The 16182-nt window shown below is 68.3% G+C and carries 11 protein-coding genes and 1 pseudogene; 8 read left to right on the top strand and 4 right to left on the bottom strand.

Translation table 11 applies throughout. From position 1 onward, the window contains the following. Positions 1-57 precede the first annotated feature (57 nt). The 7 genes from CJ177_RS40755 to CJ177_RS40785 all read left to right on the top strand — a co-directional run bounded on the left by CJ177_RS40755 (position 58) and on the right by CJ177_RS40785 (position 11693). Positions 58-546: a GNAT family N-acetyltransferase gene (locus CJ177_RS40755; RefSeq protein WP_025433067.1), complete on the top strand. Its 489-nt coding sequence runs from the start codon at positions 58-60 to the stop codon at positions 544-546. A 31-nt stretch (positions 547-577) separates the two neighbouring features. Next, positions 578-1564 carry an isopenicillin N synthase family oxygenase gene (locus CJ177_RS40760; protein WP_061699702.1) on the top strand — a complete coding sequence of 329 codons (987 nt, stop codon included), beginning with the start codon at positions 578-580 and terminating at the stop codon, positions 1562-1564. Between the two features lie 190 nt (positions 1565-1754). Next, positions 1755-3134 (top strand): dicarboxylate/amino acid:cation symporter, encoded by a 1380-nt coding sequence (locus CJ177_RS40765; protein ID WP_061699701.1) that lies wholly within the window; start codon positions 1755-1757, stop codon positions 3132-3134. Positions 3135-3177: 43 nt separating this feature from the next. Beyond that, positions 3178-3573 (top strand): nitroreductase/quinone reductase family protein, encoded by a 396-nt coding sequence (locus CJ177_RS40770; protein ID WP_061699700.1) that lies wholly within the window; start codon positions 3178-3180, stop codon positions 3571-3573. Between the two features lie 377 nt (positions 3574-3950). Further along, positions 3951-9443, top strand: a complete 5493-nt coding sequence (locus CJ177_RS40775; RefSeq protein ID WP_095870368.1) for a glutamate synthase-related protein — start codon at positions 3951-3953, stop codon at positions 9441-9443. Then, entirely contained in the window at positions 9440-11209 is a 1770-nt protein-coding gene (locus tag CJ177_RS40780) for a sulfite reductase subunit alpha (RefSeq protein WP_061699698.1), read from the top strand. Before CJ177_RS40775 ends, CJ177_RS40780 begins: the two co-directional genes overlap by 4 nt. Positions 11210-11243: 34 nt before the next feature. Continuing rightward, positions 11244-11693 carry a flavodoxin domain-containing protein gene (locus CJ177_RS40785; RefSeq protein WP_005252412.1) on the top strand — a complete coding sequence of 150 codons (450 nt, stop codon included), beginning with the start codon at positions 11244-11246 and terminating at the stop codon, positions 11691-11693. A 4-nt stretch (positions 11694-11697) separates the two neighbouring features. On the opposite strand, the gene CJ177_RS40790 is transcribed toward CJ177_RS40785, so the two are convergent. Genes CJ177_RS40790 through CJ177_RS40800 form a run of 3 tightly spaced genes read right to left on the bottom strand, consistent with a single transcriptional unit; the run spans position 11698 to position 14631 of the window. Beyond that, positions 11698-12561: a PaaX family transcriptional regulator C-terminal domain-containing protein gene (locus CJ177_RS40790; RefSeq protein ID WP_061699697.1), complete on the bottom strand. Its 864-nt coding sequence runs from the start codon at positions 12559-12561 to the stop codon at positions 11698-11700. Then, the gene (locus tag CJ177_RS40795; protein WP_095870369.1) at positions 12545-13780 is read right to left on the bottom strand and encodes a kynureninase; all 1236 of its coding nucleotides are present in this window, start codon (positions 13778-13780) and stop codon (positions 12545-12547) included. The genes CJ177_RS40790 and CJ177_RS40795 overlap by 17 nt, the downstream gene beginning before the upstream one ends. Then, on the bottom strand, positions 13777-14631 hold the full coding sequence (locus CJ177_RS40800; RefSeq protein WP_005252409.1) for a tryptophan 2,3-dioxygenase: 855 nt from the start codon (positions 14629-14631) through the stop codon (positions 13777-13779). Before CJ177_RS40800 ends, CJ177_RS40795 begins: the two co-directional genes overlap by 4 nt. Positions 14632-14924: 293 nt before the next feature. Here CJ177_RS40800 and CJ177_RS40805 point away from each other — a divergent pair. Then, positions 14925-15467: pseudogene (locus tag CJ177_RS40805) on the top strand (dihydrofolate reductase family protein); the annotation flags it as partial. An 87-nt stretch (positions 15468-15554) separates the two neighbouring features. Here CJ177_RS40805 and CJ177_RS40810 read toward each other — a convergent pair. After that, a complete protein-coding gene (locus CJ177_RS40810) occupies positions 15555-16076 on the bottom strand; it encodes a hypothetical protein (RefSeq protein WP_082764787.1) in 522 nt (173 codons plus the stop codon). Positions 16077-16182: the final 106 nt, after the last annotated feature.

Below are 16182 nucleotides of genomic sequence, written 5' to 3' on the forward strand. Positions count from 1 at the left end.
CCGGAAACAGATCCTCGATTGCGTTGTGTCACAGCACTTCATGGCGATACTTCTACGATGCCGCCGATCACCGTACGCAGGCTCGATGCGAGGGACTGGGGGTCGGTTCTTCGCATCTATTCGGAGGGCATCGCCGGCGGGCCGGCCACTTTCGACACCGAGACCCCGACGCGGTCGGAGCTGGACGCGCGCTGGCTGGACGGCCACCGGTGGGTGGCCGAGGTGGACGGGACGGTCGCCGGGTGGGTCGCCCTGTCCCCCGTGTCCTCGCGGCGCTGCTTCCGCGGAGTGGCGGAGAACTCGGTGTACACGGCCCGAGAGTTCCGCGGTGCGGGCGTCGGCACCGCGCTGATGCGGCGGCTCATCGACGAGGCGGACCGCTCGGGCATCTGGACGCTCCAGGCGTCGGTGCTGGCCGTGAACACCGGGTCCATCGCACTGCACCACGCGGTCGGCTACCGGACGGTCGGGGTGCGGCATCGCCTCGCGCAGATCGACGGCGTCTGGCACGACAGCGTGCTGCTCGAGCGCCGCCGGGAGACCTGACACCGCGACGACCCGGGGATACCGTGGAGGAATGCTCCCCGTCATCGATTTCGCCGAACTGGACACACCGGCCGGGCGGGAACGGCTGCGGGAGATCACCCATCATGTGGGGTTCTTCTACCTCGACGGGCACGGCGTCGCCCGGGAGCTGCTCGATCGGGTATTCACCGTCGCGCGGGAGTTCTTCGCCCTGCCCGACGACTCCAAGCAGTCGATCGCGATGCTGAACAGCCCCCATTTCCGTGGCTACAACCGGGTGGGCGGCGAACTGACCAACGGCGAGACCGACTGGCGGGAACAGATCGACATCGGCCCCGAACGGCAACCGATCCCCGGCGCCGACGGATACCTGAGACTGCAGGGTCCCAATCAATGGCCCGCGGATCTCCCCGACCTCGAGAAGACGATCGAGGCACTGGACGCCGCGCTCGCCGACGTCGGGATGCGGCTCCTGCGGCACTGGGCCGCGTCACTCGACGCCGATCCGGCGATCTTCGACGACGCCTTCGCGCACGCCCCCGCCACGCTGATCAAGGTCGTCCGCTATCCGGAACGGCCGAGCGCCGACCACACCGGCGAGCAGGGCGTCGGCGCCCACAAGGATTCGGGCGTTCTGACGATGTTGCTCCTCGAACCCGAGTCGTCGGGACTCCAGGTGGAAACCGAGGACGGCGACTGGATCGACGCACCGGCCCGCGCCGGCTCGTTCGTGGTCAACATCGGCGAACTGCTCGAGGTCGCGACCGGCGGGTACCTGAGGGCCACCCGGCACCGGGTGCTCACCCCGGCCGGTGCGCCCGAGCGACTGTCGGTGCCGTACTTCCTCAATCCCGCTCTCGACGCCACGGTCCCGACCATCGGGTTGCCGCCGCACCTGGCCGAACGTGCCCGCGGCATCGAACTCGACCCGGCGAATCCGCTCTATCGCACGTACGGAGAGAACGCGTGGAAGAGCCGCACCCGCGCGCACCCCGACGTCTACCAGCGCTGGTATCCGGGCGAGGCGGAACCGGAGTAAACGCGCGCCCCCGCCGGGAGTATTGTTCCCGCAGTGTTGTTCCTGACCTCTCGGCGCTACGTCGACCTCCGCCTGCAGGCGAGCGCAATCTGTCCGCGCTCGCGCTGACGCACCTCTCCACTCAGGACTCTCTCTCGCCGTATCCGCCCCACCGGGCGACGTTCCACGGCCCGATGCGAAAGGCACACCCATGCCCAGTCCCGCGCTGTCCACGCGCGCCGAGACCACCTCTCGACGCCGGCTACCCCAGTGGGCCACCTCGTTCGGCCCCCAGATCGTCACCGGACTCGTCGTCGGCGTCGTCCTCGGACTCGTCGCCCGCGCCATGCCCGTCGCCGCCGACGGCAACGAGAACTGGCTCGTCGGAACCGTCCACACCATCGGTTCCAGTTACGTGAAACTGCTTACCGTTGCGGTGATCCCGTTGGTGTTCACGGCCATCGTCAGTTCGATCGCCAACCTGCGTGAGGTGGCCAACGCCGCGCGCCTCGCCGTGCAGACGCTGCTGTGGTTCGCGATCACCGCGTTCATCGCGGTCGTCATCGGGATCGTCATCGGGCTCGTCACGCAGCCCGGATCGCACACGACCGTCACAGGCGCCGGCAAGGAACCGGCCACCACCGGGTCGTGGTGGGCGTTCGTCACCGGCCTCGTGCCCAGCAACTTCCTCGGCCTGAACGCGAAGACCACCCTCACCGAGGGCGCCGCCAGTACGTCGCTGAGTTTCAACGTGCTGCAGCTGCTCGTCGTCGCGGCCGCGATCGGCATCGCCGCACTGAAGGTCGGGGCCAAGGCCGAACCGTTCCTGCAGTTCAACGCGTCGCTGCTCGCGATCGTGCAGAAGGTGCTGTGGTGGATCATCCGCCTCGCACCGATCGGGACCGCCGCGCTGATCGCGAACGCCGTCGCCACCTACGGCTGGGACGCCATCGGCTCGCTCGGCTGGTTCACCGCCGCCGTCTACATCGGCCTGGCCGTGGTGTTCCTCGTCGTCTATCCCGTCCTGATCCGCGCGCACGGACTGTCCGTGCGTGCCTTCTACTCCGGCGTCTGGCCCGCGACACAGCTCGGCTTCGTGTCCCGTTCGTCGATCGGCACCCTTCCCCTCACCGAGCGGGTCACCGAACGCAATCTCGGTGTCCCCCGTGAGTACGCGTCGTTCGCGGTGCCGCTCGGGTCGACCACCAAGATGGACGGCTGCGCTGCCATCTATCCCGCGATCGCCGCGATCTTCGTCGCCGAGTTCTACGGTGTGCCTTTGTCGTTCACCGACTATCTGCTGATCATCGTCGTCTCCGTGATCGGATCCGCGGCCACCGCGGGCACCACCGGTGCGACGGTCATGCTGACGCTCACGTTGTCGACGCTGGGACTGCCCCTCGCCGGCGTCGGCCTGCTGCTCGCGGTCGAACCGATCGTCGACATGGGCCGCACCGCGGTCAACGTCACCGGCCAGGCTCTCGTCCCGACGATCGTCGCGAAGCGGGAAGGCATCCTCGACGAATCCCGCTACAACGCCGAACGAACCGGCGACCCCTTCGAGGACGACGACGCGGTCGCAGCGAAGTAGCGAAACGCTCGACGAGAGCCTTCCCACGTGGAAGGCTCTCGTCATGGCCGACCTCGACGCGATCAAACGACGGATCGTCATGCAATTCCAGCGGCACGTCGCCAACCCGCTCTCCACACGACTGTCGAGCCAGACGCTCCTCGAGACCACCGGCCGCGTCAGCGGGCAGCCCCGCGTCACGCCCATCGGTGGCCGGCGACAGGGCACCGAATTCTGGCTGGTGTCCGAGTTCGGTGAGCGGTCGAACTACATCCGCAACATCCGCGCGAACAATGCCGTTCGTCTGCGGATCCACGGCAGGTGGCACACGGGCACCGCGACGCTGCTCCCCGACGACGACGCCCGCGCCCGGCTGGCGCAGCTTCCCCGGATGAACAGCGTCGCCGTCCGGGCTGTCGGCACCGACCTCCTGACCGTCCGCATCGATCTCACCGACTGAGATCAGTCCCGCACACGCCGACCGAATAGTCACCCGCACCCGCAAAAGCGTCCGCATCTGACCAATGTCCGGGCATCTCCGAGCGGGGCCCAGCGTCCTGGCCAGGTGTGATGTTCGCAACTCGGCGTTCGGCTGCATGCCCGGCGCGGATTTGCTAGGGCTCGGCGGCTGCGGATCGAGCAGCTTGCAGTAGGGACTTAGCCTCGGCTAATCTGCGATTTCGCGCGGACCTGCGAAAGCTCCGCACCTCAGACAACGACGTCTGCCTCACCGGCGTATCGGTTCGGGGCCGGTTCTCTGCCGTGATCCTCTCGCCGACGCCACCCGTGCGCCCAGCACGGCCCCATATTCGGCGAGTATCGCGAGGAGACAGTCGGTTGAACACGAGTGCCACCGAGTCCGGCCTGTACGACAGGACGCTCGACAAGAGCAGCTGCGGCGTGGGCTTCATCACCCGCAAGGACGGCATTCAGACCCATGACGTCCTCACCCGGGGCCATGAGGCCCTGTGTGCTGTTCCTCACCGTGGTGGCATGTCGGCCGAGGGTGTCGGCGACGGCGCCGGTGTCTGCGTCGACCTGTCGGTGCCGTTCTTCCGCACGCTGACCGGTCAGGACGATCTCGAGGCCGGCCGGTTCGGTGTCGGCAACTTCTTCCTCCCCACCGATGTGGCGTTCCACGGCGACGCGGAGGCCGTCATCGAGCGGGCTCTCGCCGATCAGGGCTTCCGGGTGCTGCTCGAGCGCGACGTGCCCGTCGACGCGACCGTGCTCCGGCCCGCCGCCATCCGGCATCAGCTGCCGATCCGGCAGTGGGTGTTCACCGTGCCCGAGGCGTGCGCCGACGAGACCGAGTTCGACCGTCGCATCCACGACGCCCTGCTCGCGATCGAGGCCGTCGCGTACACCCAGCCGGATCTCGCCGGGCTGTACCCGCTGTCGCTGAGCGCCCGCACCCAGGTGCTCAAGGGCCGCCTCAACTCGAACGAGGTGATGCCCTACTTCCAGGACCTCGTCGACCCGGCGCACGCCATCCACACCCTGTACTTCCACACCCGGTTCTCGACGAACACCGACCCGCACCCGACGATGGCGCAGCCGTTCCGTCTGATGGCGCACAACGGCGAGCTCAACACGGACAAGAAGAACCGCCTGTCCGAGACGGCGCTCGCTCGTGCCCGTAACCGGGAGATCGTCCGCCCGCACGGCCAGTCGGACAGTTGCCGCCTCGACCAGACGCTGCAGAGCCGGGTCGTGGAGGACGGTCTCGACCTGGTGACCGCGGTGGTGTCGATGATGCCGCCGGCGTGGGAGAACGACTCCACCCTGTCGTCCGAGGTCCGGGCGATGCTCGAGTACTTCTCGCTGTACGAGGAGAAGAACGACGGCCCGGCGGCGCTGATCTTCGGTGACGGCACCGTCGTCGGCGCCCGGCTCGACCGGCTCGGACTGCGTCCGCTGCGCTCGGTGGAGACGGACGAGTACCTGTGCGTCACGTCCGAGGCCGGGCAGATCGACTTCGACCCCGAGACGGTCCTGCACCGCGGACGCATCGAGGCCGGCGGCATGCTGTACTTCGACCACCGCGAGGGCCGCTCGTACTCCACCGACGAGGCACTCGAGCTGCTCGCCTCCCGGAACGACTACCCGGCGCTCGTCGCCGAGGCCCGCCGGACCATCGAGGCGCTGCCCGAGGTCGAGGCCGAGCCGGGACCGTTGCGCTACAACGGCGACCTCGAGCGCACCCAGCGCTACGTCGCGTACTCGCACAACCAGGAAAGCTTCAAGTTCATGATGGACCCGATGCTCGCGTCGGGTCAGGAGAAGATCTCCGCGATGGGCTACGGCAACGCCATCAACGCGCTCTCCGATCAGGAAGGCGGGGTGGCGAAGTACTTCTCGCAGCGTTTCGCTCAGGTCACGAACCCTTCGCTCGACAGCATCCGTGAGGCCGACGGCATGACGCTGCGCGTCGCGCTGGGCGCCAAGCCGAACAGCGGGGCGCAGTCGGCGCCGCAGATCGTGGTGCCGTCGCCGATCCTCACCCACATGGACATGCTCCGGATCCGCAAGCAGTCCGAGACGCCGGTGCAGCGATTCCCGATGCTGTACACCCCCGTCCACGGTGACTCCGCCGCCAACGCGGCCACCCTCGAGGCCGCCGTCGACGGGCTCTGCGACGAGGTGGAGGCGTTCGCCCGCGAGCAGGGCGGCATCGCGATCGTCACCGACCGTCACGTGGCCACCGACAGTGCGGCGCTGCCGATGATCGTGGCGATCTCCGCTGTCAACCAGCGGCTGATCGAGGAGGGCCTGCGCCTGCGGGTGTCCGTCGTCGCCGAGAGCGGTCAGATCTCGTCGTCGCACCACGTGGCCGCCGCCCTCGGTTTCGGCGCCGCCGCGATCTACCCGCTCGCCGTTCGTCTGCGCGCCGAGGAGAAGTTCGCCGACGAGGCGGATGTGGCGTTCAAGCGGTTCGCGAAGGCCGCCGAGAAGTCGCTGATGAAGACGATGGGCCGGGTCGGTCTGTGCACCGCCGAAAGCTACATCGGCGGCGAGTTCTTCGAACCCAACTACCTCGACACCGACGACCGGGTGTTGCGCCGCTACTTCGCGAACGTGAAGACGCCGGTCGGTGGCGTCGGGTTCACCGTCATCGCGCAGGCCGTCGCCGACTGGCACCAGCGCGCCCTGACGGTCACCGGGGAGAAGGACGTCCCGCTGCTCGGCCTGTTCAAGGAGCGCGCGGAGGGCGCGGGTCACTCGTACGGCACGGCAGCCGTGCGTGGCTTCGTCGACCTCACCGAGGAGCCCATCTCCTTCGACACGGCGGGCACGCAGGACCACACGGAATCGCTGCGACTGCTGCCGCTGAACCGGCTCGAGGACGCGTTCGGTCTCGACGACGACGCCTACCGCAACGCCGGCTTCCAGAAGCTGACACCCGAGGCGATCGACCGCTTCGAGATCACCCCCGGCTACCGCGCCTTCGCGCGGACCATGGCCGAGGAGCGCACCCGTCGTCCCGCAGCGTTGCGGGATGTGCTGGATCTGCCTGCCGACGTCACGTTCCTCACCACGGCAGCCGAGTTCCGCAAGCAGATGGGCCGCTTCTCCCGCAAGGGCAACAACAGCTTCGCGGTGCGCGGACTCGAATCCGAGGCCGTCGGCCAGGACCGGTTCCGGCTCCGGCTCACCGGCCCCCACGCGGGCGAGGCCCGCGTGCTGGCGGCGCTCGGCGAATCGCTGGCGATGCGGTTCGGCGACGATCTCCGCGAGCACAGCGTGGACGGCGACGCTCTTCTCGTGCGCACGTCCGGTGAGGCGCTGCGATGTCTGTCGCTGCTGCGCACCGCTCCGGCGAGCCTGCCGATCGAGAAGGTGCAGAAGGCCAGCGACATCACCCCGTTCCTCACGTCCGGCGCCATGAGCCACGGCGCGTTGAACTCCAACGCGCACGAGGCCGTCGCGCACGGCACCAACATGGCCGGCGGCATGTCGAACAGCGGTGAGGGCGGCGAGCACATCTCCCGCTACGGCACCATCCGCGGTTCCAAGATCAAGCAGTTCGCGTCCGGCCGCTTCGGTGTGTGGGCCGGGTACCTGGCCGACCCGATGCTCGAGGAACTCGAGATCAAGATCGCGCAGGGCGCCAAGCCCGGCGAAGGCGGGCAGCTGCCCGCACCCAAGGTGACCGTCGAGATCGCGGCCGCTCGCGGCGGCACACCCGGCGTCGAACTCGTTTCTCCCCCACCGCATCACGACACGTACTCCATCGAGGACCTCGCGCAGCTGATCCACGACTGCAAGGCGGCGCGGGTCCGGGTCATCGTCAAGCTCGTGTCCTCGGAGGGCATCGGCACCATCGCGGTGGGTGTCGCGAAGGCCGGCGCCGACGTCATCAACGTGGCGGGCAACACCGGCGGCACCGGTGCCGCCGCGGTGACCAGCCTCAAGTACGCCGGACGTTCGGCGGAGATCGGCGTCGCCGAGGTCCATCAGGCGTTGTGCGCCAACGGGTTGCGGCAGAAGGTGCTGCTCCGGTGCTCCGGCGCGCACCAGACGGCGAGCGACGTGGTGAAGTCGGCGCTGCTCGGCGCCGACAGCTTCGAGTTCGGCACCACCGCGCTGATGATGCTCAAGTGCGTCATGGCCAAGAACTGCAACGTCAAGTGCCCGGCCGGTCTGACCACCAATCCCGAGCTGTTCGACGGTGATCCGCGGGCGATGGCGCAGTACCTGCTGAACATCGCGCACGAGACCCGCGAGGTGCTGGCCGAGCTGGGAATGTCCTCGCTGCGCGAGGCCCGGGGCCGATCGGATCTGCTGCAGCTCCTCGACCACCCGTCGAGCGTCGGCCAGCTCGACCTGCGCGCGATGCTCGCCGTGGTCGAGGAAGTGACCATCGGCGATCCGGTGTACCTGGAGAAGGACTACACCCTCGACGACGGCTGGCTCGTGCAGCTACGCGCCGCGCTGATCGAGCAGGGCGAGGCCACGATCGAGCTCGGCGACGGGGTGCATCTGAGCAACCGCAACAAGAGCGTCGGCGCCCAGCTGGCGGTCGACATCGAGCGGATGCTGAACCACGAGCTCACCGATGTCGAGCTGCCCGCCGTGCTCCGCGACGAGCGCGGCCGCGGCTACCTGCGCGAAGGCAGCGTCCGGATCGCCACGTCCGGGTCCGCGGGCCTGTCGTACGGTGCGTTCTGCAACGACGGCATGACCCTCGTCCACACCGGCACCGCCAACGACGGCGTCGCCAAGGGCGCCAACGGCGGCAGCATCGTCGTGCGCTCGCCCGGTGGCGGCTCCGACCTGCACGGCGGCAACGTGCTGATCGGCAACTTCGCACTGTTCGGCGCCACCGGTGGGCGCACGTTCGTCGAGGGCCAGGCGGGTGACCGTTTCGCGGTGCGCAATTCGGGTGCCACCGCGGTGGTCGAGGGCGTCGGCGACTTCGCGTGCGAGTACATGACCAACGGCGCCGTCCTCAACCTCGGCGGCTTCGGCAAGGGCGTCGGCAACGGCATGAGCGGTGGCTTCGTCTACCAGTACGACCCCGAGGGCAAGCTGCCCGGCAAGGCCAGCGCGGACTCGATCCTGCTCGGCTCCGTCACCGGCGACGGCGAGCACGCAGCGCTGCACCGTCAGGCCGTGCACGTGCTGCTCGGGTGGCACCTCGAGGCCACCGGCTCCGCCAAGGCGGCCTGGTTGCTCGAGAACTGGGAGACCGAACAGCACCACTTCGTGTACGGCATGCCGCGCGCGCTGCTGCAGTACCAGGACAGCGACGAGATCCTGAAGGCCAAGCCCCGCAAGGACCTGGCCGACGAACTCGCCGCCGCACTGGTCGCGCACCAGGTGCGCAAGTTCAAGCTGGACTACCGGGACGGTCACGCGGTGCTGGACGGCGCCGTGCCCGGCTACGGCGAGGCCGACACCGAGGCCATGTTCGCGCTACTGAACAACTACACCGTGCTGAACGCGGCGCAGGAGATGGCGCTGTCCAAGCTGCCGGGTGCCGCGGATCCGTCCGATCCGGCGGTCGACAAGGCCGTCCGCAACCTGCTGCTCACCGAGGACTTCTTCCTCATGCAGCGGTTGCAGCGGTACGCGCGGGAAGCGTTGAAGGACTACAGCGACGAGGACCTGGCCGTGATGGTGGCGGCCAAGCGTCTCGCCGACTACAAGGATGCGCTGCGCCGCCGCAACGTGCGGTCCATCGACGCCCCCGGCACGTACGGCTGGATCCTGCACCAGGACGCCAAGAACGTCGACAAGATCGGCCGGCTGCCCGGTTTCGAGGAGCTGTTCGCGCAGCACGCTCTCCCCGATCTGATCCCCACGAGAGACGTGGTCCCCTCATGAAGATGCCCTACATCCCCCAGGACGCCCCGTTCAGCGAGGACCAGCGCGTCTGGCTCACCGGCTTCCTCGCCGGCATGAGCTCGCGCCTCGTCGTCGGCGGCTCCAATGCGCCCGCCGCGGCGGGCGGTGGGCAGTTGCCCGCCATGCACGTGCTGTACGGCAGCCAGACCGGGAACGCCGAGGGTGTGGCGGAGGACGCTGCGGCCGCGGCACGTTCGCAGGGTTTCGCGCCGGTCGTGAGCGCCCTCGACGACGTCGACACGGACGCCCTCGCCGCCATGCACCGCGTCCTCGTCGTCACCTCCACCTACGGTGAGGGTGAGATGCCGGACAACGCCGAGCTGTTCTGGCAGGCACTGTCCGCGGAGACCGCGCCACGACTGGAGAACACCGACTTCGCGGTGCTCGCGCTCGGCGACACCGGGTACGACGGGTACTGCCAGGCCGGCAAGATGATCGACACCCGGCTCGAGCAGCTCGGTGCCCGCCGCGTCACTCCGCGCGTCGACTGCGACGTCGACTACGAGGACACGGCCGCCGCGTGGGTCGCCGACACTCTCCCCCTGTTCGCAGCCGTCGAGGGCATTCGCGGCGAGTCCCCCGTCGCCGATGTCGCCGAGCCCGAGACGAAGCCGGCCCGGAAGCGGTCGCAGTGGAACCGCAAGAACCCCTACGCGTCCACGCTCTCCGTGAACCGTCGGCTGTCGAGCGACACGTCCGCGAAGGAGATCCGGCACTACGAGTTCGCGCTCGCCGACAGCGGTCTCGAGTACGAGGCCGGTGACGCGCTCGGTGTGATGCCGATCAACGATCCCGCGCTCGTCGACGCCCTGGTGTCCCGGCTGGGCACCCCGGCGGATGCCGCCGTCACCGGCAAGGAGCGGCCGTTCAGCGATCTCCTGCTGCACGGTTACGAGATCTCCACGCCGAGCCACGAATTCATCGACGAGATCGAGAAGCGAGCGGGCGACGAAGAACTGAGCCATGTGCTGCGGCACGGCGACAAGGAAGCACTCGACGCCTGGTTGTGGGGCAAGGACGTGCTCGACCTGCTGCTCCTCGAACCGTCGGTGACCCTGACCGCGGACGAGTTCGTCGGGCTGCTGAAGCCGTTGCAGCACAGGGCGTATTCCATCTCGTCCAGCCCGCTCGCCAACCCCGGCAGCGTGCACCTGACCGTCGCCAGCGTCCGCCACAGCTCGGCCGGGCGCGACCGCGGTGGCGTGTGCTCCACGTTCCTCGCCGACCGGATCGCCGAGGGCGGCAACGGCGGGATCTTCGTGTCGAAGAACAAGTCGTTCCGCGTCCCCGCGAACGACGACGCACCGATGATCATGGTCGGACCCGGCACCGGCATCGCGCCGTTCCGCGCGTTCCTGCAGGAGCGGCAGGCGCGGGGCGCGTCGGGACGCAACTGGCTGTTCTTCGGCGACCAGCACCGCGCGTCGGACTACATCTACGAGGAGGAGATCGGCGCGATGAGCGACAGCGGTCTCCTCACCCGCCTCGACCTCGCGTTCTCCCGCGACCAGGCGGAGAAGATCTACGTGCAGAACCGGATGCTCGAGAACGGCGCGGAGTTGTTCGCCTGGCTCGAGGACGGCGGCCACTTCTACGTCTGCGGCGACGCCACCCGGATGGCGAAGGATGTCGACCGGGCCCTGCACGACGTCATCGCCACCCATGGCACCCTTTCCACCGAGCAGGCCGCCGAGTACGTGACCAAGCTCAAGAAGGAAAAGCGTTACCTGCGCGACGTGTACTGACCACGTCGGCAGCAACTCACGAGGAGCAAGAACAATGGCAGTGGTGATTCTGTACGGCAGCGAGGGCGGAACCTCCGAACTGGTGGCCGACAACATCGCCGACGTGCTCGGCGACTACGGCGACACGTCCCTGTACGACATGATGGAATTCGACGCGGGCGATCTCGACCCCGAGAACTTCCACGTCATCGTGTGCTCCACCTACGGTGAGGGCGAGCTGCCCACCGGCGCGGAACCCTTCTTCGAGGGCCTCGAGGAGGACGAACCCGACCTCACCGGTGTGCAGTTCGCGTTGTTCGGCCTCGGCGACAAGGTGTACGAGGAGACCTACAACCGCGGCGGCGAGATCATCGCGGAGAAGCTCGTCTCCCTCGGCGCGGTCCAGGTCGGCGAACACGGCAGGCACGACGGGTCCAGCTCGATCCGCCCGAAGGATCAGGCCGAGGAGTGGGCCAAGAACATCGGCGAGGAATTCCTCGGATAGCACCTCACACGGGGAGCCGCGACTGCACGCTCCGCACCCAGTCGCGGCTCCCGTCGAGGTAGCGGTCCCGCGCCGACGCGAACAGGCGGACGCTGTCGGCGCCGGGCCAGTCCTCGGGCAGCATGCCGGCAGGCAGGCCCGGGTCGATGTACGGGATGATGCGCCATTCGTCGAGCAGCGGGACGAAGCGGACGAACGCTTCGCGCGGCGACACCTCCTCTGCGGCAGCCAGAGCGACCCGGTGGCGGTCCAGGAAGTCGCGGTGCCGCGCGGCGATGCCGTCCAGGTCCCACCACCGCGTCGCCGCGTCCCCCATCGAATCGGGGACGCACACCGCCGTCGACACGAACGTGGTCACGTACTCGGACAGGCCCAGCGCGTCGACGATGTCTCCCACCTCGCGGGCGAGGTACTCGGGGGCGATCCACAAGCCGGGCGACACGGTTCCGCAACCGATCCAGCCGAGCCGTCTGCGCAACTGGTGCCGCACCGCCCGTTGAGATTCGGGGATGGTGAACGAGATCAGCCGCCAGGGATCGGTGTCCGCCATCTGACGGAAGCCGAAGATCCGCGGATCGCCGCGTCCGAACATCGCCTCGGCCTGCTCGGTCACCTCGTATCCGCTCCGCCCGTCGCGGGTCAGCGGCCGCAGCACCCCCTTCTTCTTGAGGCGGGCCACCGCAATGCGCGTCGATTCGGACGGGATACCGACGGCGTGCATCAGTTCCACGAAGTCGGCGATCGCCACCCACCCGCCGAGGTCGCGCACGTACGCACCGAGGACGGTGCGGATCAGCGACGTCGCGCTGCCGGGCCGCGAATCGAAGTCGTCGAGGATCGCGCTCGCGGGTTCAGTCGGTGAGTTCATCACGGATCGCGAGTATCCCGGCGCACACCTCACCGAAGCTCGTGCTCAGCGGGCTCAGGCCGAGCCGCAGGCCCTGCGGGGCCCGGAAGTCGGGGATGACGCCCTTCGTCCACAGTCGCTCGACGACGGTCTCGAACCGCGGGTGGTCGATGATGACGTGACCACCCCGCTCGGCGGAATCCTCCGGCGATCCGATCTCCACGCCCAGCGGAACCAGTAACTCGCGCACGAGGTCGAGCGCGTACTCGGTGAGCGCGATCGACTTGGCGCGCACGGCGTCCATGCCGACGTCGTCGAGGAGTGCGAGGGTGTCCTGCAGCGCGATCATGCCGAGGACCGACGGCGTTCCGCTGATCACGCGCCGGATGCCGGGCGCCGGCCGGTAGCCCTGCTCCATCGCGAACGGGTTGTCGCGGCCCATCCAGCCCCAGATCGGCTGCACGAAGTCCTGCTGATGGTCTGCACGAACGTAGGCGAACGCCGGTGAGCCCGGCCCGCCGTTCAGATACTTGTACGTGCACCCGACCGCCAGATCGACACCCCACGTGTCGAGTTCGAGGGGAACCGAGCCGACGGAGTGGCACAGGTCGAGCAGCAGCAGCGCACCGGCGTCGTGTGTCACGCGAGCGGCGCCGGCGGCGTCGACCAGGTAACCCGAGCGGTAGGCGACGTGGCTGAGCACGACGAGCGCGGTGTGTTCGGAGACCACGGACTTCAGGTCGTCGACGGTGACGCCGCCCCGGGTATCGGACTCGATCCACCGGAGCGTGAGCCCGAGTTCTCCGGCGACGGCCTCGAGCACGTAGCGGTCCGTCGGAAAGTTGTCGCGGTCCACGACGATCTCGGTGCGGTCCGGGCGCAACGCGAGCGCACCGCGTGCCAGCTTGTACAGCAGGACCGTCGTCGAGTCGCCGATGGTGGTCTGTCCGGCGGCCGCGCCGAGCGTCACCCTCGCGAGGGTGTCACCGATCGTGATCGGCAGGTCGTACCACTCCTCGTCCCACCCGCGGATGAGCCGGCCGCCCCACGACTGGGTGACGAAGGCGGTGATCCGCTCGGCGCTCGCCTTGGTGGGCCGTCCGAGCGAGTTTCCGTCGAGGTAGGCGGGCACCGAGGGGTCGTCGGCGCCGATGAACAGGTCGCGATACGGGCGCAACGGGTCCGCGGCGTCGAGTTCGGCGGCGCGGGCGGCCGGCGCATCGGTCGAGGTGGTCATCATCGTCCGATCTCGGTGCGCACGGCCAGCAGTTCCGGGAAGAACGTCAGGTCCAGTGCCTTCTGCAGGAAACCCACTCCACTGGATCCTCCCGTTCCGGATTTCATCCCGATGGTCCGCAGCACCGTGCGCATGTGACGGAAGCGCCACAGCTGAAAGTTCTCCTCGAGGTCGACGAACTCCTCGAAGGCCTCGTAGACGGCCCAGTGTTCGTCGTGGTTCTCGTAGACGAACTTGATCAGGGGCAGCAGGTCCTCGTTCAGCGTGTAGGCGGTGGTCACGTCGCGGTCCAGTGCAGAGGCCGGCACGTCGTACCCGAGCCGCGACAGGCACTGCCAGAACGCGTCGTACAGGCTCGGCTCGGTGAGGAGCCGTTCGAGCAGATCGTGGGCGGCGGGATCGGCGTCGAACACCGTCAGCATTCCGGCGTTCTTGTTGCCGAGCACGAACTCGACGGCGCGGTACTGGTAGGACTGGAACCCGGACGAATTGCCGAGGAACTGGCGGAACTCCGAGTACTCGGTGGGGGTCAGGGTGGCCAGCACCGACCACTGTTCGGTCAGCGTCTTCTGGATGTGCTTGACGCGGGCCACGCACTTGAGCGCCCGGCCGATCTCGTCCTCGTCGAAAGCGGCTCGGGCCGCAAGTGTTTCGTGCAGGACGAGCTTCAGCCAGAGTTCGGTGGTCTGGTGCTGGATGATGAACAGCAGTTCGTCGTGATGTTCCGGGCGGCTCACCGGTTTCTGTGCGCTCAGCAGGGTGTCGAGGTCGAGGTACGACCCGTAGCTCATCCGCTCGCTGAAGTCGGTGACGATGTCTTTCTCGATGGCTCTGGTGTTGGCCTGCACGCCCATGACCGTCCTCACTGCTGGTGTTCGAGTACCGGGCTCCCGACCTTCATATTACATAATCGTGGCGACCGCTACGGTTGTCGAATACGCGCCCCGCAGCCTGGACTCACACCACACACCGGCCCCTGCCCGACGACGTCCGGCACGTCGACCGACAGCCGAGCACGCGCCACCCCGGGTGCCACTCTGCAACGCGAGTTCAGCGCCCTCATGGGCGTCGCACACCGGTAGATCCGACCAGGCCCGGTCGGTCGTGCGGCGATGGCTTTGCGACCGTGGCGGTGTCAGTATTCGATATGAGAACACTCGCGATCACCCAGAACATCACCCTCGACGGCTCCATCGAGATGCTCGGCGACTGGTTCGACCCGGCGGACCAGGATCCGCAGCTGCTCGAGGCGACCCGCCGGCAGTCCGAGCGTGCGGACGCGATGTTGCTGGGCAGGCAGACGTTCGAGGACTTCCGCGGCTATTGGCCCCGACAGACCGACGACCAGACTGGGATCACCGACGAGCTGAACCAGATTCAGAAGTACGTCGTCTCGTCGACCATGGCCGACCCCCAGTGGCGGAACTCGACCGTGCTCACGGACGACTGGATCGCCCAGGTACGCGCGTCGAAGGGGCAGGAGGGCCGCGACATCGTGGTCACGGGCAGCATCACTCCGACCCACACCCTGATCGAATCCGGCCTGGTCGACGAGTACCGGCTGTTCGTGTACCCCGCCGTCCAGGGTCGGGGACGACGACTGTTCCCCGACGGGTACGAGATGCCGAGACTGCAACTGGTGGAGGCCCGCGGCTTCCGGAACGGCGTCTCTCTGCTGCACTACACCGTCCGAGGACACCACCCCAGGGGCCCTCGGTGGACGACGATTTCCCAGCAGGCGGCCCCGCCGGGACCGTTCCGGCTCCGGATGCCGCCGCTACCGCTCCGCGTCAGCAGGAGCTGTGACCGTGGTGGTGGGGGTCGTCGGTGTGGGTCTCTTCGTCCGCGTCGGTAGCTCTGGTGGTGGCGGCAGGATCCAGGTAGTCGTCGGCTCCGACGAGCGTGTCACCGGAAGCACCTCGAAAGTCGTCTGCACCACCATGGACGGGGTCGGCACGCACCGCAGGCCGGCCACCTGGAAACCGCGACTGCCGCGGTTCGGCACCGCCGCGCGGAAGTCGGCGACGCTGCCGACCTGACGGGTCTCGCCCAGGACACGATCGCCGAACTCCACCGTCCACGGCCCGCCGCAGGTCGGAAGACTCGTCGCGTGATACTGGATGCGGTCGCCCGGCTGCCCGCGCGGCGGAGTGACGACGAGGACCGGCCCGGCGGGATCGAGCATGCGCGTCGCTTCCCTGTCGGGTTCGCTCGACGCACCGCCGCCGGCGTGGACTGCGAGCAGGACAGCAACCGACCCGACGAATACCGTCGTCGCCAACCAGGGCGTCTGCCGCACCGACCTCACCTCGCACCTCAATTATGCGGCTTCGCCGCCCGTGCGCACCGACTCAGCACCACCGACGGGCGCACTCAAAATATCGTCACGGCGGCTCCTAGCTCGT

The organism is Rhodococcus sp. ACPA1, from assembly GCF_002300195.1.
Taxonomy (GTDB): domain Bacteria; phylum Actinomycetota; class Actinomycetes; order Mycobacteriales; family Mycobacteriaceae; genus Rhodococcus_F; species Rhodococcus_F opacus.

Excerpts from the sequence above, each read along its gene's own strand:
- CJ177_RS40765 (WP_061699701.1), top strand. The coding sequence starts at position 1,755 with ATGCCCAGTCCCGCGCTGTCCACGCGCGCCGAGACCACCTCTCGACGC.
- CJ177_RS40760 (WP_061699702.1), top strand. The coding sequence starts at position 578 with ATGCTCCCCGTCATCGATTTCGCCGAACTGGACACACCGGCCGGGCGG.
- CJ177_RS40785 (WP_005252412.1), top strand. The coding sequence starts at position 11,244 with ATGGCAGTGGTGATTCTGTACGGCAGCGAGGGCGGAACCTCCGAACTG.
- CJ177_RS40770 (WP_061699700.1), top strand. The coding sequence starts at position 3,178 with ATGGCCGACCTCGACGCGATCAAACGACGGATCGTCATGCAATTCCAG.
- CJ177_RS40795 (WP_095870369.1), bottom strand. The coding sequence starts at position 13,780 with ATGATGACCACCTCGACCGATGCGCCGGCCGCCCGCGCCGCCGAACTC.
- CJ177_RS40790 (WP_061699697.1), bottom strand. The coding sequence starts at position 12,561 with ATGAACTCACCGACTGAACCCGCGAGCGCGATCCTCGACGACTTCGAT.
- CJ177_RS40755 (WP_025433067.1), top strand. The coding sequence starts at position 58 with ATGCCGCCGATCACCGTACGCAGGCTCGATGCGAGGGACTGGGGGTCG.
- CJ177_RS40800 (WP_005252409.1), bottom strand. The coding sequence starts at position 14,631 with ATGGGCGTGCAGGCCAACACCAGAGCCATCGAGAAAGACATCGTCACC.
- CJ177_RS40780 (WP_061699698.1), top strand. The coding sequence starts at position 9,440 with ATGAAGATGCCCTACATCCCCCAGGACGCCCCGTTCAGCGAGGACCAG.